Below are 22,844 nucleotides of genomic sequence, written 5' to 3'. Positions count from 1 at the left end.
TTTTTATGAGCTATATCGGGATAATGCGGTACTCCTTGCCCTTGACTGTTTGAAATTCAATTTCAAAAGTTTCTTTGGTTGATAAAGGCGATAATTTTTCGCGGTCAAGGATATGGTATTCTAATGAACTTGGTTTGTATAGCAATTCATTTTCAGCCCCATTGACTTTATTCCCATTTGTTCCAATTACTTTCACTGGCATAGAGGTCCGCAACTTGCATATTCCACCTATATTGGAAACGATGCGTGTCTGTTGCAATTTATTATCCTTCCAATCGATGTCTACCGTAAAGTTTCCTCTTGCTTTAATTCCCTTGATATGCCCTGTTGACCATTCATCGGGCAGCGCTGGCAATAGATGAATAGCACCATCGTGACTTTGTAGAAGCATTTCAGTCATTCCGGCCGTTGCGCCAAAATTGCCGTCGATCTGAAAAGGAGGATGTGCATCAAATAAGTTCGGATAAGCACCACCACCGCTCATCTGTGCGCGATCCAGTTTGGGATCAATAAAGTTCAGCGCATCCTTAAGAATTTTATAAGCGTGGTTTCCATCCTGTAATCTTGCCCACCAATTTGTTTTCCATGCCATCGACCAACCTGTGCTCACATCACCGCGCAAAAGCAGCGATTTTTTTGCCGCAGCGGCCAATTCACTATTTGCTGTCACGCTAATCTGGTTGCCCGGATAGAGTCCAAAAAGATGCGAAATATGCCGGTGCTGATCTTTGGGATCATCCCAATCTTTAAACCATTCTTGCAGTTGACCATATTGTCCAACCTGATAGGGATATAATTTTGCACGCGCCTGTTCCAATGTCGATTTAAACTCAGGGTCGATCTGCAGTACATCGCAAGAGCGAATAACCGCAGTAAATAGCTCGCGGATAATGGCCATATCCATCGTCGATGCCCTAGTCAATTGATATTCTTTTCCCGCTATTTTAATGGTATTTTCCGGTGATGTAGAAGGGTTTGTTATCAGGTATTTATTGTCAGGATCAGCGATCAACCAATGTAACATAAACTGAGCAGCCCCCTTCATGAGTGGATAGGCCTTATTTTGGAGAAAAGATTTATTTCCCGTAAAGCGATAATGTTCCCACAGATGGGTACTGAACCAAGCGGCGGCCATTGGCCATGCAGACCATCGCGGCATACCTTTAGGATCCCAGTCATAGCCTCCTGGAGGGGAGGTTTTGGCCCAGAGGTCCGAATTATGGTGAGCTACCCAGCCTTCCTTTATGTTGTAATTTACAGCTGCAGTTTGGGCTCCATTGACCGCCAGTTCCTCCATAAAATCAAATAGGGGCTGATGGCATTCGGACAAATTGGTATTTTCTGCCAGCCAATAATTCATTTCGGTATTGATATTCGTGGTGTAATTACTTCCCCAAGGCGGCTGTACATGATCATTCCAAATCCCCTGTAGATTAGCGGGTCTTCCACCTTGTCTCGAACTTGCAATCAGCAGGTAACGTCCAAAATGATAGTACAAAGTCAGTAAATCCAGATCTGTAGGACCTTTTGAAAATTGCATAATGCGCTGGTCGGTCGGTAAATTTACATGTGTTGAAATTCCTGCCAGTTCGAAATCTACCCTGTTAAACAGCGACCTATAATCCTTCTGATGATCTCTAAGCAGTGTTTCAAAGCTTTTTGCAGCAGCCTGTTTCAATAAATTGTTAACTGTTGTCTTTACATCCTTTCCAGCCCGGCTCGGCGATTTGTCAAAACCATTAAAACTGGTTGCTTCTGTGAGTAATAATAGTACCTCATCAGCGCCAATAATACGAAGTTTGTCCTTTTCTTGCTGCACTTTCCCTCCTTTTGCCTGTACGTTAACACGTATTTCGAAAGTCATCCCCTTTTCCTCAATGCTGTCGTAAACCACCTGTTTAGGTTCGTAATCCCGATTGGCCACAAAACTGGGGGCTTTTCCCACAAGGCTTAGTACATCGTTGCCGAGTGCTGAAACCGTACTTTTCAGTTTACTGGTCACAGACAGATCCAAAGTGATCGATTTAGCTTTATTTGCTTTTAAGCGAATGACCAAAGCCTTGTCCGGATAGCTGACAAAGCTTTCTCTTTGATATTGAACTCCTTTATACGTATAACTTACCGTACTTAGCGCCCCTTCCAAATCCAAATCCCGCCGGTAAGCTTTAACCTCTTTCTCCTCTTGATGAAAATCCAGCCACAGGTCCCCCATGGGTAAATAACGTGCCGAATAAGGGCCTTGCATTTTCTTCCAGAGCACAGCAGCCTCTTCATATTTCCCATCTAAAATAGCTTCACGTACCAATGGTAAAATTTGTGGACCATTGGGATTGTTTCCGGCCTCAGGTTCGCCCGACCACAGGGTATTATCATTAATCTGAAAACGATCCTTGCTCAACCCGCCAAAGACCATTGCTCCTGTCGTACCGTTACCCAGCGGTAGTGCCTCCTCCCAATATGCAGCAGGTTTATCATACCACAGTTGGCGCTTTTTTTGTTTATGTTGCGCATGACCACAGGTAGCGGTGACCATTATCCCGAGCAAAAGAAAAAAGCTCAAATTAGTGTTTAATTTTATCATCTCACTATTTTTCAATTGTCAACAAAGTACTTTTTGATTCGTCCATCCGTCCGGACACAACCGCTTTTCCCTCGGATAAGCGAAGCCGTATCAAGGCTCTTCCATTGTATGCCTGTACTTTTCTCGCCCCTATGGATGTTCCCTGATCAATGATCAGCTCACCATCTCCTGTAGCATCAAAATAGATCCAGTTTTTGGCATCCAGACAAAGAATATCATCTTTATCCAATACCTTGGCCTGCACCGTTACGATATCATCTTCCCGTGCAATTTCTTCAACCTGTAATTTCGCAGGTTTGCCCCAACGCTCTGTCTGATACACTTGTTCAATTTGATCTGTCATAAGCTCCTTACCATTTTTGGCAACAGCTTTGATCTGATTTTTTCCCTCACGTAACTTCACCATCCAACGCAATCCGGCAGCGGGGAAATCTTGGCTATTTCTTTTCTTTACCCCCTGACTTTCGCCATTGACAAATAGTTCGACCTCCTTCGCATTGGAATATACTTTGATCATCTTTGCCTCATCCGCCCCGCCCCAACGAACAGGCCAAGAGTGTCCGTAGATATGCAGCATGGGTTTTGAAGTCCAATACGATTGAAATACGTAATAGGATTCCTTCTTCGTAAAATCGCGTTCGACAACACCTTTCTGGTTGACATAGGGAACCGGATTATCTGGACGAACAGGTGTTGAGAAATCTTTAAAGGGCCAATATGCGGTACCCGTAAGCCAAGGCATGGTTTCCTGCTCCTTGAGGTGCCAATCAATCAAATTGCAGATATAGCTCTCACTCCAGTCTCCATCTTTGGAAACCCTTGCGGCACCACCAACAAGGGATGCATCGCCAGCCCGCTCATCGGTGGTACCATCGCCTTCTATTTTGGCTAGTGCCCGATCCGGATCCTCTGCATGGCGACGGGCATGGCTATCTCCGCCCCATTCCACATGAAGAAAATGTTTGACCTTTTTCCTCTCTTCTGCCGAGGCCGATTTATAATCTGTATACACTCCACGATACCAACCAGCCCAGATAGAGGGTGAATACACATCCACAATATCTTTACAAAAGTCACAACGTCGTATGGCGGTTTTACGACTGGGATCCAATTGGTGGGAAAGGACATGCAATTCACGCATAAATGTTCTGATTTTCTCTTTGTCGAACTCAGGAAAATCGCCGGGCCAATCATTTTCATTACCGAGCCCCCAGATAATGACAGAAGGGTGATTATAGTGCTGTTCAATCATATTTGTCAACATCCGCTTCCCCTGTTGCTGGTAGATTTCGCCGCCCAGGCCACCTCGGCACCAAGGAATTTCCTCCCAGACCAAAATACCAAGACTATCACAGGCTTCGAGCACCCTGCGGCTTTGTTGATAATGCCCCAGCCGAATAAAATTGACGCCCATCTCTTTCATCATCGTCATTTCCTGTAAAATCTGTGCGTCTGTCATCGCGGCTCCCACAGCAGCATGATCTTCATGGCGATGCGTGCCCCGAAGCAAAAGTCTTTTTCCATTCAATAAGAAGGGGCCATTATCTTTAAATTCTACGTGCCGAAAACCAAAAAGACTCTCTTCTTTAAATGTCTGCCCATCACTTTTGACGATGGTTACCAAACGATACAAAGCAGGATGATCTGGGCTCCACAATTCAGGTTTTTTAACCGTTAGTTTTCCAAAGTCAAGAGATCCTTCCAGCGAACGAACAAGCGGTGTCTGACGCAGTAGCAATTTACCGGAAGGGGCATAAAGCTGTGTTTCGACATCAAAATTTGAGCTGTTGGATCGTGTTAACAGCCGACCACGGATTTGCAATACTCCCAGCTTTCCATCGGCATCGACAGTTGGGGCAACAAAGACTTTTTCTAAGGCCGTCTGTGGTACATATTTCAAATTCAGGTGGCGATAGATACCACCATATAGGTTAAAATCGGATAGATCCGAAGGAATCATTTCGAGGTCACGCGAGTTATCTACCCGAATTGAAACAGGTATCTTGCCTTTAAACTGTGTTTTATAGGCTTCGGTTTTTTTAAACTGTTCGACAGCCTCAGTAATATCTACTGTCCATTCGTCATATCCACCAACATGCTCCCCTACCTTTTGGGTGTGGATATAAACTGTAGACTTTTGTCCAGCTCCTTCAAAATGAAGCAATGTGCGACCATTTGGGTACGGATTTTCGATGGTTAATCCTTTTCGATACCAACCTGGCCCCTGATAGTAATTCACAGCTGGATCAACGGCATCTAAAGCATTGTAACAATGAGGCAAACTAACGGTTTGCCATAGGGGAACGGATTCCGGATTACCCGCTCCGACCGGTCGTACAGCCTCCCAAATCCCTCCGAGATCACTCTTCAGAAAGTCCCATTCTTGATCAATGCGTCTTGATTCCTGCGCTTGGAGTTGTAACGCGCCAAATCCTAATAGCAGTGTCAGTATCTTATAAAATTTATTTTCTGTTATCATTAATATGCTTCTCTTTTCTTAATCTTTAGATCTGGGTTATTCATCCAAGGCTCCGGTTTTCATTTTTTTTGCAGTAGCAGTCTTATCTCTTTCAAGCTTTCCGGCTAACTCAATTTTGATTACAGTCGCCACGGCATCAACCGCCTGTTTGGGAACTTCAATTTTGATCGCATTAGGCTGTGATTTCACCTTAAGCGTTTTACCATTCGCTAAAAAACTGGCTTTTAAAACTTTATTTTTTATTGGAAGAACGACCGTTCCATCCTGAGGCCAGTCAAATATGGTCAGGTAAAGCAGGGTCTTGTCGCCCTGTTCCTTCATTGTGCATCTTCCCCACTCAAAGGGTTGCAGCGGGCTGCTTTTGGTTGCATAAATTGCTTCACTGTTTCCTTTCATCCACTTGCCTATCGTCGCCAATCTGTCTATGCTTTCCTGCGGAAAGCTTCCATCTGGTTTCGGACCGACATTGAGCAAATAATTCCCACCTTTTGATGCGATATCAACCAAATTACGAATCAATGTTTCTGCCGACTTCCATTTATGGTCAGACGTACGAAATCCCCAGGTTCCATTCATAGTCATACAAGTTTCCCAATGCTTCCCTTCCAATTCGCTCCAATCTGGAATTTTCTGTTCTGGCGTCTTTGTATCACCGGGAAAATTTGGTCTTTTCAAGCGGTCATTGGTAATAATATTCGGTTGAAGGCGCAATTGTTCCTGTAACATGCTTGCAGCCTCATCGGTCATATTTGTTGGCGTATCCCACCATAAGACGGAAATATCACCATAATTACTCAAAAGCTCTTTCACCTGCGGTACAGACACATTTTTGATATAGTCATCAAAACTCGCGGTCTCTTGCTTTGGATCCCAATGACCTTTATGCGCTAAGGTATAGGCATCTATTTGGGCTGAATCCGGATTAGGCCAGCCTTCGCGCATGAGTTTTCGCGCTGCTGAACCTCCGGGATTATTCCAGTCTTGCGCCTGTGAATAATAGAAGCCCAATTTGATTCCATACTTTTTACAGGCTGCAGCCAAAGGCTTTAACAGATCCTTACCATAAGGAGTAGCATCGACCATATTCCATTTGCTGGCTTTTGTTTCGAAAAGCGCAAATCCATCATGATGTTTGGCTGTAATAATAAGGTATTTCATACCGGCATCTTTCGCCATGCGCACCCATTCGTCGGGATTATATTGTAGGGGATTAAACTGGCCGGCCATAGCCTGATATTCGTCAACTGGGATTTTGGAACGGTTCATAATCCATTCCGCCCCCCCTCGAGCTTGTTCATGACCACGATAAACACCTCCAAATTGCGCGTATACGCCCCAATGAATAAACATACCAAACCGAGCTTCTTCCCACCATTTCATCCGCAGACTATCCGGTAGTTTATTTTCTTGCGCCATCGATGCGCCATTTGACATTCCTGAGACCAAGAGTATTAGGAATAGTATTTTATATATGTTGAGTTTAGTTTTCATGCCTATAATGGTTATTTTTAGAAACCTTTTGTTTGCGTAAATTTATCATTTCCCAAACTTTTGGCAATATCGACTTCAGACTGCGGTACGGGCCATAAAGTATCCCGCTCTCTAAATATACGTGAAGCTCCAGTAGGATCTTTGATTGCATCCATCACTTTTTTGATCGATCCCCAACGCTTTAGATCGAAGTAACGCTGCCCCTCCAAGGCCAATTCCACTCTTCTTTCCTGACGGATAATGTTGCGAAATTCTTCCTTTGTCAATCCGGGACCAAATTGTAATAAAGGCATTTTTACATCCGCACGGGATCGCACCTGATTCAATGCATCAACGGCTGTTTGCTCAGGTCCCGTACTTTCATTTTTTGCTTCTGCATACATCAGCAGAATATCAGCATAACGAAGAAATACCCAATCTTGATCACTTTGTGTAGCGTAGCTGGTTGGCCATTTGGCTTCGTTGATATATTTTCGGGGCAGAAATCCTCCCAAAACACCTTCCGCAACGGGATCAAAGGCAGAAGAAGCTGTTGTTCCACGCCATACTCCCCGATAAATTATAGATGCTTTCAAGCGAGGATCCCTGTTTTCGAAAGGATTTTTCGGATCATATTGAGCAGAAGTACTGATATTCTTACCATCAACACAATAGTAAGAATCTACTAGATAGCTCAAGGGTTGTATTGTTTTCAGATAGGAATACATCATATCAGCCGGACTATACATATTAGGCGGTAGAAATCGCGCCGAAAACATGATTTCAGGATTGTTGGTCTGTCCCGGTTTTCTGAACAGATCCCGATAACCACCCTGATAAATCGAAAATTTATTTTCATCTATTATTATTTTAGCGGCAGCGGCAGCCTCAACCCATTTTTTCTGGGTCAATAATACTCTTGTTTTATAGCCGAGTGCAGCACCTCTGACTGCATGGCCTTTATATGCCGTATTTGGCAGTTTCTCACTGGCATAATCAAGATCTGCTAAAATTGTTTCTATAACTTTATCTTTTGCTTCTCTTCCCAATTTGGCACTTGCATCGTCCATACCCAGAGGCGCTAGCGTCAAGGGTACATCGCCATAAAGATTGGTTAGCAAAAAATAGTAATGGGCTCGTATAAAACGTGCCTCAGCACTATACCGATCCCGATCCTGTTGGCTCATGCTAGTGATACGATCAATATTAGCGATCAACCGATTACATGCAGCGATCGCCTGATAGGAAATTTCGTAGCCTTCTGCTTGAATTCCTCCAGTAGTGGAGGTCAGCCCGCCCCTGGATATTGTATTAAAATTATTTGACGTGCTTGACACAAATGCATCATCAGAGAGACCATCCCAAAACATGCTGGCTCCCCCCCAGCCCCCACGGGCATTGGATGAAGAAGTCGCATTATATCCCCGACATAGAAATTCGTACACACCTGATAGCGCGAGGTCTGCATCCGCCTGGGTTTTCCAAAAAGTTGATTCAGGGATCTTATCGGTGGGATTTTTGTTCAGAAAATCTTTGGTACAGCCACTTGACAAAATACCGGCGGACAGACAGATATATAAATAAGTTTTAATTTTATTTTTCATGATTTCATCTTTTTAGAAGGTGATGTTCGCACCAAATGCAAAAACTTTATTTTGGGGATGAGCTACATAACGTCCCGAAGTAGCACCACCACTGGACGAAACGCCGCGTTCGGGATCTAATCCCGGAAACTTAGAAAAAGTAACCAGATTATCAGCTGCAAAATAAACCCGTAGTCCTGAAATACCTGCTTTTGCCAATGTGTTTTGTGGAATACTATAGCCTATTTGAATATTTTTCAATCTTAAGAAAGATCCATCTTTCAGGAAAAATGTAGAGGCACTTCTCACGTTATTTGCAGCAGGTGACTCATCTAATCCCACGATAGGTAGTGAAGCATTGGGGTTTTCCGGTGTCCAAGCATCCAGCCAATCTCGTGTAAAGGTTCCGCCTTGCCTAAAAGGAACAATTCCCCATTCGCTAACAAATATTTTTTGACCTTGGGATCCAAAGAAAAATGCGGTAAAATCAAAATTCTTCCACACTGCTGTAGCATTGAAGGAATAGTCAAAATCAGGGTAGGCACCGGAGACCACTGTACGATCATTATTGTCTATCACCTTATCCCCATTGATATCAGCAAATTTCAAATAACCGGGCTTGGCGGGGATCTGCTGTTCTGGTGCGCTTTTCACCTCCTCTTCCGATCGGAATATGCCCACATTTTGCCACAAATAGAAGCTACCGTAAGGTAAGCCTTCACGGATAATTGTATTACCAGAAATACGTTCGGCCCCATATTTTATGACTTTATTGCGGTTGGCCTGAATATTTCCATTCAATGTTAATGAAACCTCACCTATTTTTTCACGGTACTGAAGCCCAAGCTCGACCCCTCGATTACGCAGTGTTCCATAATTTACCGTAGGCGCAGTCAGACCGATATAAGAAGGGAATGCTGTTGACGCTGACAGAATATCAGAGGTCACTTTGTTGTACCAATCAAAAGACGCTGTCAGCTTATTATTCCAGAAGCCCAGATCAACGCCGAAGTCCAGCACTTTGGTGCTCTCCCATTTGATGCGTTCATTAGCCATGGCAACCTGACGCGCTCCTTGTTGTAGGGTTTCTTCAAACGGATAAGCAAAAGCGGAGCTATAAACGGTCTGGTAGGGATAATTTCCGATATTCTGATTCCCCAAGGTACCGATGGAGGCTCTAAGTTTGACTTCATTGACAGTCTCTTTTAGTTTTGTACCAAAAAAAGCCTCATCCGAAAGTTTCCATCCTCCGGATATCGATGGGAAAAAGGCCCATTTGCGATTTTCAGGAAAACGTGAGGAAGCATCATAACGAGCATTTCCTTCTAAAAGATACTTACCTTTGTAATCATAATTCAAGCGGCCGTAATATGACCTTAAAGACCATTCATTGGTTACCCCACTATTTGACTGCTGCCCGGCTCCGCCGCCATCCAATTCAAGTAAATCCTTATTGGGAAATTGTAATCTGCTGCCAAATAATTTCTGTGTCTTATTATATTCGGCTTGTGTGCCGGCAAGTACTTTCAAATGATGATCTCCAAACGACTTATCGTAAGTCAATTGGGTATATCCAACAGGATACACGTTATTGTCATCAGTCACCTCCAAGCCTTGTCCCCCAACATCCAATTGTCGTGCTGGAAGTGCATCTGGTTTGGCCTGCCACATATACTGATTGATCACCGGCTTGTTTGTGTAGTTTTTTGTAAATCCATACGTTAGACCACCACTGGTTTTCCATTCCAAACCATCCAATAATTTTACATTGACAAAAATATTGCCCTGCATAAAGTAATTATTCAGCCTTGTGAATGCATTTTCAGCAACAGCTACAGGGTTTTTATTGGGTGATTGAAACGGATAAGCTCTGGAAGTATATCGGCCGCTACCATCTGGAAGTACAGGACCATATAAAGGAGATTGGCTTATTGTTGACAGGAACTGATCCTCGGCTCCGTTTCTGGGATATTTCCGATCACCGTAGTTCAATGTGATGCTTGAGCCAAAACTAATTCGATCATTGATTTTCGAGTTGAGGTTCAGCTGCAAATTATACTTTTTAAAGGACGTACCGATCATAATATCGGGCTGATCGACGTAACCGAGAATCACATTATAATTAGTTCCACCAGCACCGCCACTTAAACTTAAATTATGTGTTTGTACCGGTACAGTTTTAAAGACTGCATCCAACCAATTAAAGTCGGGATAAAGTGTTTTATCTGTCGCATTTTTATATGCATCAATCATTTCTTGACTGAACAACGCATTCGCATTGGTTGTACCAGAATTCTTCGCGGCTTGATTATACAATGTCATATAATCTACCGAATTATAGACCAAATCAGGTAATGCTGAAGCCTTTGTGATTCCGACATTATAGTCGTAGCTCAATTGTGCTTTCCCGGATTTCCCCTGTTTAGTTGTGACTAGAATCACACCATTCGCCGCTCTCGCCCCATAAATGGCGGCAGATGCCGCATCTTTTAATACAGTTATATTTTCAATCGCCTGTGGATTCAGGTTTTCCAGACTACCGGGAATCCCGTCTACTATGACCAGTGGAGCAGAGGAAGCACCATAAGATCCTAATCCCCTAACCTGTAAATTCACATTTTCATTACCTGCCTCTCCGGACCCTTGCGTCACGCGAAGTCCCGGCATACGCCCTTGAAGTAATTGTGTAGGATTAGTTGCAATCCGTTTATTCAGTACTTTTCCATCGACTGCGGCAACCGCTCCAGTTAAATTGCTCTTTTTCTGAGTACCATAACCTACAACGACGACTTCATCCATTAGGCTACTTAATTCTTGTAACACGAGATTGATGTGGTCCTTTTTATCGACCGCTATTTCGGCTTTTTCTCTACCGACCAAAGAGAAAATCAACACATCAATATCCCTAGCAAGAATTTGGTAATTGCCGGATGCATCTGTAACAGTTCCATTCTTTACGCCTTTAATCTGTACTGTCACCCCCGCGAGTGGTTCGCCCGCCGGTGAGGTTACTTTTCCTGATATTTTCAACTGTGACTGTGCGAACACTTGTGGTACGGTCATACTCATCAGCGAAAACAAAAGCAACCCTTTCCCTACCGTTTTGGTTATCGGTGTTATCATAGTTGTCTTGGTTTATTTGGTTATTTAACTCAATAAATGAAACCAAAGATCAAGAATAGCCCCCGTCCAAGAGGGGTATTTTTCGTTCAAATAGGTGGAAAAAATGTCTTTTTTCTTGATTTACAACAGAATTAGATGGATTTTGAAGAAAATTAAATTTTCAATCACTGCTTCACTCCTGACGATAGCATAAAAAAAGCTTTATCTATACTCAAAAAGAAAATATCAACCTATTTACAAGTTGATATTTTCTTTCATTTAGCTCCAAAGAAGTCTGATATTGCTGTTCTAATACCCTGGATTTTGAGGCAGTAAATTTGTATTACGTGCGATTTCATCCTGAGGAATAGGCATCAGTGCATGAAAATCTTTTACTTTTGGTTGGCTTTCATAGGCTCCCTGCCTAGTAAATGCATCTACTACTTGTCCCCAACGTTTGATATCGTACCATCTTTTCCATTCAAAAGCTAATTCAACACGACGTTCTTCCTGCACGGCTTTTCGAAAGTCTGTCTGCGACATACCCGTTGCCAGGTCGGCAGGATAATTCTGTACTCCCTGTGGCGTATACCTTGCTCTAGCCCGAACAGCATTTATATAGCTATAAGCCTTTTCCGTTGGTCCGCCTTTACTTTCATTTAATGCCTCAGCTGCCATTAAAAGAACTTCGGCATAGCGAAAGATAACATGTTTGATATCGGAGTCGGAACCATCCGCTCCAGCATTCGTACCCGGATGCAAACACCATTTTGCGGTATGTATACGAGGCCATTTCCACTTCTGATAGGGTGTCATCACTCCTTTTACCGGTGTTTCGGTCAGAAAACTAATTTTCTTTCTATAATCTTGATCAGAAAAGCTACCATATACACCGGTTGATGGTACAAGAACGCTCCAGCCCAACATATCGGCATCCCGCACACCGGTCATCGGCGCCGTATAATCCTGATTGGATGCATTTTCACCGGTAATTCCGCCCAGAAAATCAACGACCCAGACATGCTCCGTCTGAAAGCCAAGATCAGCATCCCATAGGCTATTATAATCTTTGACCAAAGCATACTGGTATTTGTTTGCATCATTGATTACGGCCTCAGCCATCTTAGTAGCATCATCCCATTTTTTCAAAACCATATAAACCGAGGCCAACAAAGTCTGAGCGGCTCCTTTGGATGGTCTCGCTTTGTTATTATTGGCATATGTATCTGGCAAATTCGCTATCGCATATTCGCAGTCTGCAATGATATTTTCATAAACTTTTGCTGCCGGAGTTTTGCTGATTGCAATTACTTTGCTTGGATCGCTGACGAATTCACCAATATATGGAATATCCCCAAATAGCTGCACCAAGTGATAGTAATACAAGGCCCGGAGTAACCTCGCTTCGGCGATAAGTGCGGATTTTTTCGTCTCATTCATTGTGACGGCCGGGATGCCATCTATTGCGGCATTTGCCGCGCCAATACCCAAGTAAGCGGTTTTCCATACAGCGAGCAGATCTTGATTGCTCGCATCATGCGTAAAACTGTTCAACTGAATCCGACTAGATTGCGTACCTATATCCGCAATATCAATGTCATCCCCCAGCAATTGCAGTACCATGGTCAATCGTCGTCCATAAAAATCGGCATTGGCCAAAAGTCCATAAATTCCCATGACTGAAGCTTCTGCGTCTGCTTCCGTCTTAAAATATTGCTTGGGATCCAAAATACTTACCGGTTCCTCGTTTAGTTTGGTACAGGAAAACAGGCTGGTAAAACACAGCGTTGTAAGTATAATACGATATAAAGTTATCTTTTTCATTAGCATGAATTATTAACAGGTGCCTATTTCGAGTATCTAGCTGAAAATTGCTGCACCCAGATTATTTTTTTTCATTTAACTACCATTTATAATATTTAGATGGTCCTTCGTGATGTCAAAACCTTAGATTTAAGCCAAGGGTGTACGATTTAATATTGGGGTAGCCCATGTAATCTAATCCGACATTTCGGTTGGAATCTTGGTAGCTTACCTCAGGGTCAAAACCTGTGTAATTGGTCCATGTCCATATATTTTGTGCACTGACATATATCCTTAAATATTTTAAATGAATTTTTTCGAGTGACTTTTCTGAAAAATTATAGCCCAGGGCAAGATTCTTTAACCGGAGGTATGAGCCATCTTCTACCCAGCGCGAGGAGACCTCGGGATTGTTGGTTGAGCTCGCCCTTGGGACATCAGTATTGGTATTTTCGGGTGTCCAGCGTCGCAGGGCATCCTTGGTTGCATTCCCCTTTCCGGCCATCCAGTCGAGTTCCATTCGTGTGATGTTCAACATATCATTGCCATAACTTCCCTGCATAAAAATATTCAAGTCAAAATTCTTATACTTAAAATCATTATTAAAACCGAAGGTGAAATCAGGATTTGGATTGCCTATAATCGTACGGTCGTCAGCATTGACAACACCATTTGCACCGGCGATCAATTGATTATTTTTATCGCGGCCAAATAAATCCTTGTAGCGAATATCTCCAGGTTTCTTATTTGGTTGTGCGCTAAAATCATCACCCTGCTGATAAATCCCATCTGTCACCCATCCAAAAAATGCGCCGAGTACCTCTCCTTCGCGTAGCAGCTGCGAATCCGTTGAAAGCATGTGACCAGGGATCGTATTATATCGAATCTCACCTCCAGGAAGCTGCAAAATCTTGTTTCGATTGAAACTGATGTTAAAATCTGTTTTCCATCCAAAGGCGCCGTTGAGATTGGTTGTCTGCAAACCAAATTCCCAACCTTTATTTTGTACGCTTCCTACATTCTGAAGTGCCGTAGTAAATCCCGAATAGAGCGGCAATGGTACCTGATACAATAAATTGATTGTTTTTTTGTAGTAATAGTCTACCGATAGGTTGATTCGGCTCTTTAGAATACCGATATCCAGTCCGGCATCTGTCTGCTTGGTCGTTTCCCAAGTCAGATTGGGATTGGCTACATTCGTCGGACGTACTGCATTTACAGGGCTTCCGCCCATTGTTGTCAATGTAGGTGAGAATCTAGCCAGGGACTGGTAGGAACCAATTTCAGAGTTTCCAGTTTCGCCATAGCTTGTTCGTACCTTTAAATTACTCAGCCAATCGACAGATTTCATAAAAGGCTCCTGGCTTACATTCCAGGCAAGTGCTCCGGAGGGAAAGAAAGCCCATTTATTATTGTCACCAAACTTTGAGGATCCATCGTACCTCCCTGTGGCTGTAATAAAGTAACGATTTTTGTAATTGTAATTTAAACGGCCGTAAAATGAAGACATTACCCAATCTTCAAGATTCGAAGATGCATTTTGATAATTGGACCCAGCACCTAGATTCCAATAGTTAAAGCTGTCCGAAATGAAATTTCGGTTGTTGGCCTGCCAGGTTTCATTTCTGGAACTCTGGTAAGAATAACCAGCCATAGCATTCAGATTATGGTCTTCGTGAAAGGTTTGCGTATACGTCAAGAAGTTTTCATTGATCAAATTGGTATTTTTATGTGCCGCGATCGAGCCGACGCCACCGAAATTTCTACCTTCGACAAGTTCTTTTGACACATAATTACCTGTACGTTGATTACTGACCTGTACACCAAAGGTGCTACGGAAGATCAGATTTTTCAGAATCCCCAACTCCACAAATCCATTCCCTTGAAACAGGTCTGTAATCACTTCGTTTTTCCTTTCCATCGCAGCAGCCACCGGATTATCATGCGGGTCACCGAACTGCTTCAAAGTATATTTTCCTTCCTCATCATAAACGCCCTGTGTAGGTTCAAAACGCAAGGCTGCAGAGATCACTCCCGCGCCTGTCGTTCCGCTACTTCCTTCCTGTGTCCTTACACCGTTTAATTTATTGCGATTAAACAGCAGTCTTGTTCCGATTTTGATGCGATCAGAGACCTTCATCTCTAAATTTGAAGTCCCGGAAAGTCTTCTAAAATCCGAATTGATCACAGTTCCCTTTTGTCCAAAATGACTGACGGAAGTATAATATCTAATATTGTCACTGCCTCCCGACACGGAGACTTGATTATTCAACTGGTTTCCGTTTCTAAAAATAAGGTCCTGCCAATCGGTTCCTTCACCCAAGGATTGGGGATCTTTGAATGGGAGATTGTTGTTCCCGGCATTCGTATAGGTATCGTTAATATAAGCGGCAAATTCCGAAGCATTTAGTAGCGAGAGGCGCTTACCTACTTTTTGGGAAGCAAAAGAATTATTTAATTCAATAACAGGTTTGCCTGATCGTCCTTTTTTTGTTGTTATCATGATCACTCCATTGGCGCCTCTTGAACCATAAATAGCTGTTGCAGAAGCATCTTTTAACACTTCGATAGATTCAACATCTTCAGGGGCTGGAGCGGAACTGCCGGGGAAGCCGTCAACCACATACAATGGATCGCTACTTGCATTGATCGAACTACCGCCCCTAATCCGTACGCGAGGAGCTTTACCGGGTTCTCCATTCGTGCTGGTTACTGAGACCCCAGGGGCTCTTCCCTGTAAAGCTTGTGCAGTACCTGCCAAGGGGAATGCATTAATTTGATTCGCGTTAATGGAAGACACGGAACCTGTTAAATCACTTTTTCGCTGTGTTCCATAGCCCACGACGACGACCTCATCCATAACTGACTCATTCGACTGTAAGGTGAGCTCTACTGTCTTTTGATTTACCGCAAGTTTGACTTCTTGGCCAGCGTAACCAATGGAAGAAAAAGTTAATGTTGCATGCGCAGGCACCTTTAGCATAAACTCGCCTTTATCATTGGTCTGGGTACTCCGACCTGGAACTCCCTTCACACTTATCGAGACTCCCTGCAAGGGAGAATTGTCTTTGTTGACAACCTTACCTCTGATTTCTGATTCTTCCTGATTAATTTGATGATAGATACCTCTATTTTCGCCCTTAGTGGTCCCCAATGATAATCCCGGCGACAAAAATATTGCCATGGAAGCATAGGGAATAAGCGCACAGGGCCCTCTTCTGAAAAGCTTTGATTTCATAATTTTACTGTTTAGTGTTTTTGGGTTTACGTTTTAAATTGATGGATTCACTCCTTGAGCAATTCGTTTGAATCCAAATCTAATTTTTAAAGATTTGATCAAGTCATAGTCGTGTTTTGTTTGGTTATTTGTTTCCAAGGTAATTAAAAAACGAGTAGCCTTCAATGAATTGGGCTATTAAAAATGCGAAAACGATTTCGACTTTTTAGTCAAAAAAACAAGCTTGAATGTCTATAATGACATTCATCTGCCGTAGGCATTCTCCCTTTTGCGATAAAATCTATATATTGCTTTTCAAATTAATTTAAAGTGAGGTGTTAGATGGTCTCGAGAAAATGTAGCATAGCCTATATCTTTTGGTTTTGTGCTTTTTTTGTTCTTTATATGAATACTGGTTATTGTCAGACAATCATACCTACGGGCACACCTTTTGTAAAGCAATACAAGAAAAGCCAATACAAGGCAGGAAACCAAAATTGGTCTTTGGCTATTGATAAAGAAGGGCGAATCTATAGTGCCAATACAGAGGGCTTATTGCGGTTTGATGGACAATACTGGCGCATATACCCACTTCCTAACCACTCAACAGTACGCAGTGTTGCTATTGATAAAGCTGGGAGAATATATACAGGCGGACGAGGTGAGTTCGGCTACTGGACTTCAAAAGCGTTTGGAGATATGACCTATCATAGCCTTTCCAAATTGGTCGCAGACAAGACTTATTTTCCAAATGAGGAGATCTGGAAAATTATCGTGGAAGATCATCGTGTATTCTTCCATACCTTTTCCAAGTCCTATATCTGGGAGAATAATACAATCAGACCACTCATCGCTAAGGGCGAACCATTCTTATTTCCCCATCAGCTCAATAATCAGCTATTTTTTGAACAGCTCCCCAGTGGTCTACATGAATTCAAAGCCGGAAAACTGGTACCTGTACAAGGGAAGGAAATCCTCCGGGATAAAAATGTTTTAGCGATATTACCCTTTGATAAGGATAACTCAATAATAGCGACCGCCCGACACGGCCTTTACCTGATGGCGTCCAACGGAATAATTAAACAATGGTCAATTCCGGCCAATGCCATTCTTAGTCAATCTCAAATAAATAACGGTATTTATCTATACGATGGACAATATGCTTTTGGCACCATTCAAAATGGTGTGATTATTATCAATAAAGCTGGAGAAATTGTCCAACATATCAATAAAAACAACGGTTTACAGAACAATACGGTACTTAGCATTGTAAAGGATAAACAACAAAATATCTGGGTAGGACTAGATAATGGAATTGACCGGATCGAAATCAACTCTTCTTTATCTTTCTACACCGACTTTGTAGGCAAAATAGGCACGGTGTATACTTCAATCATCTACCAGGGGAAAATTTACTTAGGGACGAATAAGGGTTTATTCGTCAGTGAATGGAAGGGGTTAAACAATTATAATTCATTAGATTTTGCACAAGTCCCTAATTCAAATGGTCAAGTCTGGACATTGGCCATTTTCGGTGAAGACCTCATTTGCGGTCATAATGAAGGAACGTTTAAACTGGTCGGCGGTAAACTGGAAAAGATCTCCAAAATTACAGGAGGTTGGATATTCAAACCTATCTTTGGGACAAAAAATATTCTTCAGGGGAATTATACCGGATTATCAAAATTCGTTTTTGATGGTACACAAATTCAATTTGTACAGCAATTTTCTTCAATCAAGGAACCCGTTCGCTTCCTTGCCCAAAAAGATAACCATTCCTTTTGGATTGGGGATTGGGGACAGGTACAGTTAATTGATTTTGATCCGGGCTTCCAAAAAGCACGCATCCTGTTTACATCGATGCAAGACAGTCTCTTGCTGCTAAACGCAGATTTACCGGAATTTATACCTTAGAAAATAATCTTGTTTTCGCTACAGACAGTGGCTTCATGCAGTTTGATAATATCGTTAAACGCTTTAGTTATTCCAATGAATTAAACAATGCATTAGGAAGTTACAAAAATTCAAATAAGGTAATTCCCATCAGTACCAATAGTTATTGGTTTATTCAGAAGACAAAAATTGCCAAAGTGGATTTTGATAGCAAAGGAAAACTGAAGATAGATTCCAATCTGCTCAGCCCTTTGCAAGATCGTATGATGAATAATTATGAGAACATCCTACCCATAGAAAATCACTACTATCTCATTGGATTGGACGATGGTTTTGCCATTTACCGGAATTCTGACGAGCCCACTAAATTTATATTGCCACCACCGCAGATTGCTCAATTGACCAATCTCACAACCGGAGAAACTATCCTACCGGGGGCCGACCTTAAATTGGCCTCATCCGAAAACAACCTCCGGGTGAGTTTCTCAAGTCCTTATTACTCCTCTTCACCATTACAATACCAATATTACCTCGATGGGTATTCGGGCAAATGGTCTGAATGGAGTGAAACAGCCTTTCAAGATTTTACGAACTTGCCCTATGGGCATTTCGAAATTAAGGTACGGGCCAGAACCAACACTGGCTTGACTTCGGAGGTACAAACGATAGCTCTCACCATTAACTATCCCTGGTACCTCTCATGGTGGGCAAAAGGTATTTATATTTTGATGTCCGGTGGAATGATTTATCTTCTTTATAATTTCAATCGTCAACGAGAAAGAAAGAGACAGTTTCAGGCGAAGCGAAAATGGCTGGAAGAGAAGAAAATTGCATTGGACAGAGAAGCTGAACAACAGGAAAAGGAATGGATTAAATTAAAGAACCAGCAACTGGAAGATCAACTTAATCTAAAGAACAAGGAGCTCGCCAACGCCGCACTTAATATTGTCTATAAAAACGAAATGTTGAACAATCTGCACGATGAACTCAAACAGCTTAAAGATGCAGAAGGAAATAAGCTCAGTTCAGACGAATTGAAAAAAATAAATAAGCTGATCGAAGATGCCCATAACGACGATCGTGACTGGCATATTTTTGAAAAGAGTTTCAATGAATCACACGAGAATTTCTTCAAAAAACTGAAGCAGGAATTTCCGGATCTTGTTCCCAATGATCTAAAATTATGCGCCTATCTGAGGCTCAATATGTCGAGTAAAGAGATTGCTTCGCTACTCAACATCAGTACGCGGGGCGTCGAAATCAGGCGGTATCGTTTGCGTAAGAAATTAGGTATTCCAACAGATAAAAACCTCTCTGAATTCCTTTTGGAACGTTAAAATTTTGCTACAAACACTACATCATTACCACACACGCGCTTTAGTGTAAAAAGAACACTAAAGCGCGCGTATTTTTATAAAAAACGAACCAACAACACACTATCTATCACTAAGTTAAAATAAATTCAGTTTTCACAAAAGAAACGCCAAATTCGGTGTAGTAGTGATGTGCAAACGTTAAATTTTGGCAAGTATACACTACATCAACATATTTGCTGTGGGAATAACCAATTGAATTTTTTAAACAAACACCAAAATTTTACGATATGAGGAATTTATCCGCATTATTTTTGACATCCATGGTAGTCTCGGTAGCCTATGGACAAACTTCTATCCAAGGAGTGGTCAAAGATGGTTCCAGCATGATATCGATGCCTGGGGTCACCATTAGTATTAAGGGGAAAACCGCATCTACAAAAACCGACGCAACGGGGAAATTTCAGATCAACGCCGCTCCTACCGATTCTTTAGTTTTTAATTTTCTAGGCTACCGCACGCAAACGGTATACATCGGAAACCAAACACAACTCAGTGTTTTTCTAGAGAATGAAAATAAAGCCTTGGAAGAGGTTGTTGTTATCGGTTACGGTACACAAAAAAAAGCTGACCTGACGGGGTCAATCAGCTCTTTAAAATCTTCTGATATCACTAAACAACCCGCGATGTCAGCCATGCAATCTATCCAGGGTAAAGCCGCCGGTTTAAATATTGTCGCCAATGAAGCACCGGGCTCCTCACCCAATGTCATTATTCGGGGTTTAGGGACGGCATTATCAGGAAGAAATCCTTTATATGTCGTTGATGGTATCGCACAAGATGATATCAATAATATTAATCCTTCGGATATTGAATCCATGGATGTATTAAAGGACGCTTCTTCGGCTTCCATCTATGGTTTAAGAGCAGCAAACGGTGTCATTATCGTTACTACAAAGAAAGGCAAAGCAGGTACTGTTAGCATCAATTACGAAAGCTATGCTGGAATGAAGAAAATTCTCAATCGTGTAAAAATGGCCAATGGGGATCAATTCAGGACCTACTTTAATGAAAATTTGCTCTCTCTTGGAATAACTAATTGGGAAATAAAAGAAAAACAGCCTAATAACACCGATTGGTATGACGAATTGATTAAAACGGGAACAGTATTTAACAATGCTGTAAACATCGCTGGCGGTACTGAGAAAGTCGATTATTTTGTTTCAGCAAACAACTTTACTGAAAATGGTATTCTGGATGGTTCCAAATATGTTCGAAATACGATCCGCAACAACAATGTTTATAAATTTTTAGACAATAGGTTGAAGTTTTCGCAAAATCTTAATTTAACCTTGACAAATGCCACTCCAAAGCCCAATAGCGCTTTTACAACGGCATATAAACAGTCACCACTAGTGCCTTTAATGTATACCAATGGCCGTTATGGCATTGGACGGGTGAACCAAAATACGGGTATCGTGGGTATCGATGGAACAACTGGACAGACCATAGGAAATTTAAATACAATTGGCAACCCCGTTTATGAGGTTCTGAGACAAAATGAACGAACAAATACGTTACGACTTCAGGGGAGCTTCGAAGGTGAATTCAAAATTACAGACTATTTGAAAATAAATTCACGCATTGGGGCCAACAAATTCTATTCTAAACAACGTGTCTTCACTGATATTAAAGATCGTTGGCTTAATGCAAATCCTTTACGAGCTGAAAGTGAATTCTATAAAGAAAAAGGTAGTAGGCCGGGCAATACCAGTTATGCTGACAACAGTTTGAAATATGAAAATCTTGAACAGTTCAGATGGTCATGGGAAAACTTCCTAACATTTAACAAGACATTTGATAAGCACAATATCGAAGCTGTGGTAGGGATGTCTCGCGAAAAATACGATATCAACAGTATGAATAGCCAAATGGGCTATAATGTTCCAGAACAAGAACAATATTGGAATATCAATTTAGCAAAAGGAAAATCAGATGGTTATGACATCGTTTCATTGCAGACATACTATACACCTAGAGCCTTAGCGTCTTATTTTGGACGGGTACAATACAACTATGATAGTCGTTATTATTTAACAGCAACAGTTCGAAGAGATGCCTCAAGTGTGTTTCGTAATACAGGTAAATATTGGGGAACATTTCCATCCTTTGGTTTTGGCTGGACTGCATCCAACGAACAATTCATGAAAGACATCAGTTGGATCAACTTCTTAAAAGTCAGAGCAAACTATGGACATTTAGGTAACCAGAACATTCCTTTAAATGCGTATAATATTTTCTCAAGTCCAGAAAGTTCCAATTACAATTATGTTTTTGGTCCCGAACAGAATATGGTATATGGTAGCGCAAAAGGAACACCTCCAGTTGACTTAAGCTGGGAGGTTACCAAGGAAACAGGTGCCGGAATCGACTTCACTTTATTTAATAATCTATCTGGATCAGTCGATTATTATCATAAAAAGAATACCAATACCATTCTGGACGTCACCCCAATCTATTCTTCGCCAGATGAAAAAAACTATTATGCGCATGGCGCCAAGGTATTAAATCAAGGAGTTGAAGTTGCATTGAATTGGAACAAAAGTATATCGCCAGATTTTAGCTATTCCGTAGGTGTCAACTATTCTTATAACAGCAACAAAGTAACAGATGTTGTCCATACTTATGACGGTGCTACAGGTGGAAGTTTGAACAATGGTGAAATTACGAAGCAGTTAAGGGTCGGACAACCAATTTACGGTTGGTGGATGTTTGAATCCATCGGTGTATTTCAGGATGCGAATGATATCGCGAATAATCCTTCCTTCGGACCTGCCAAGCCAGGTTACCTAAAATATAAAGATCAAAATGGTGATGGTGTAATTGATACAAGAGATAAAAAATTCTTTGGTTCATTTATACCAAGTTCAACATACGGCATTAATCTTGGCATCAACTACAAAGCTATTGACTTCAATATTTCGGGTTATGGTGTTGCGGGAAATAAGATTTATAACGGCATGAAAAGTACACGTACCGATGGTGGAGAAAATATTGCCCTGTCGACCTTTGAAAACCGTTGGACAGGACCGGGCTCAACCAATGTACATCCCGGTGCTGAACGGGCAATTTGGGCATCAAGTTATTTCTTAGAATCAGGCAGTTACTTCCGTATCAACAACATCACGGTTGGCTACACATTTGATAAGCTGTATAGTTCAAAATCAAAATTGCGACTATATGTAACCGCTCAGAATCCATTTATGTTTACCAACTATAGCGGTTTCTCTCCAGAATTGGCTGGTGACGGTAGTCCAAACCTAACTTCAGGTATCGAGCTTTCGGCTTATCCAACCACACGTAATTTCCTTTTTGGACTTAACATGCAATTTTAATCGTTAAA

10 protein-coding genes are annotated in these 22,844 nt (G+C 41.9%); 3 read left to right on the top strand and 7 right to left on the bottom strand.

Features of this window, described 5'->3' with window-relative positions; all coding sequences use genetic code 11:
• Positions 1 to 10 precede the first annotated feature (10 nt).
• The 7 genes from HMAT_RS01050 to HMAT_RS01020 form a co-directional block, all read right to left on the bottom strand.
• The gene (locus HMAT_RS01050) at positions 11 to 2,581 is read right to left on the bottom strand and encodes a glycoside hydrolase N-terminal domain-containing protein (RefSeq protein ID WP_233789076.1); all 2,571 of its coding nucleotides are present in this window, start codon (positions 2,579 to 2,581) and stop codon (positions 11 to 13) included.
• Between the two features lie 4 nt (positions 2,582 to 2,585).
• The gene (locus HMAT_RS01045; RefSeq protein ID WP_104380972.1) at positions 2,586 to 5,060 is read right to left on the bottom strand and encodes a glycoside hydrolase family 2 TIM barrel-domain containing protein; all 2,475 of its coding nucleotides are present in this window, start codon (positions 5,058 to 5,060) and stop codon (positions 2,586 to 2,588) included.
• 36 nt (positions 5,061 to 5,096) lie between these two features.
• The gene (locus HMAT_RS01040) at positions 5,097 to 6,551 is read right to left on the bottom strand and encodes an alpha-L-fucosidase (RefSeq protein ID WP_104380971.1); all 1,455 of its coding nucleotides are present in this window, start codon (positions 6,549 to 6,551) and stop codon (positions 5,097 to 5,099) included.
• A gap of 17 nt (positions 6,552 to 6,568) precedes the next feature.
• Entirely contained in the window at positions 6,569 to 8,134 is a 1,566-nt protein-coding gene (locus HMAT_RS01035; protein ID WP_104380970.1) for a RagB/SusD family nutrient uptake outer membrane protein, read from the bottom strand.
• A gap of 12 nt (positions 8,135 to 8,146) precedes the next feature.
• Positions 8,147 to 11,236 carry a TonB-dependent receptor gene (locus HMAT_RS01030; RefSeq protein WP_233789075.1) on the bottom strand — a complete coding sequence of 1,030 codons (3,090 nt, stop codon included), beginning with the start codon at positions 11,234 to 11,236 and terminating at the stop codon, positions 8,147 to 8,149.
• Between the two features lie 288 nt (positions 11,237 to 11,524).
• Complete coding sequence (locus HMAT_RS01025) at positions 11,525 to 13,039, bottom strand: RagB/SusD family nutrient uptake outer membrane protein (RefSeq protein WP_104380969.1); 1,515 nt, start codon at positions 13,037 to 13,039, stop codon at positions 11,525 to 11,527.
• 115 nt (positions 13,040 to 13,154) lie between these two features.
• On the bottom strand, positions 13,155 to 16,256 hold the full coding sequence (locus HMAT_RS01020) for a TonB-dependent receptor (protein ID WP_104380968.1): 3,102 nt from the start codon (positions 16,254 to 16,256) through the stop codon (positions 13,155 to 13,157).
• A 384-nt stretch (positions 16,257 to 16,640) separates the two neighbouring features.
• On the opposite strand from HMAT_RS01020, the gene HMAT_RS01015 reads away from it, so the two are divergent.
• The 3 genes from HMAT_RS01015 to HMAT_RS01005 all read left to right on the top strand — a co-directional run bounded on the left by HMAT_RS01015 (position 16,641) and on the right by HMAT_RS01005 (position 22,836).
• Positions 16,641 to 18,149: a two-component regulator propeller domain-containing protein gene (locus HMAT_RS01015; protein WP_104380967.1), complete on the top strand. Its 1,509-nt coding sequence runs from the start codon at positions 16,641 to 16,643 to the stop codon at positions 18,147 to 18,149.
• Positions 18,150 to 18,184: 35 nt separating this feature from the next.
• Entirely contained in the window at positions 18,185 to 19,465 is a 1,281-nt protein-coding gene (locus HMAT_RS01010; protein WP_104380966.1) for a triple tyrosine motif-containing protein, read from the top strand.
• Positions 19,466 to 19,731: 266 nt separating this feature from the next.
• A complete protein-coding gene (locus HMAT_RS01005; protein WP_104380965.1) occupies positions 19,732 to 22,836 on the top strand; it encodes a TonB-dependent receptor in 3,105 nt (1,034 codons plus the stop codon).
• Positions 22,837 to 22,844 lie beyond the last annotated feature (8 nt).

This window comes from Sphingobacterium sp. HMA12 (assembly GCF_002933815.1).
Taxonomy (GTDB): Bacteria; Bacteroidota; Bacteroidia; order Sphingobacteriales; family Sphingobacteriaceae; genus Sphingobacterium.
The sequence above is the reverse complement of the archived record's forward strand: the minus strand, read 5'-3'. Positions and strand labels throughout refer to the sequence as shown.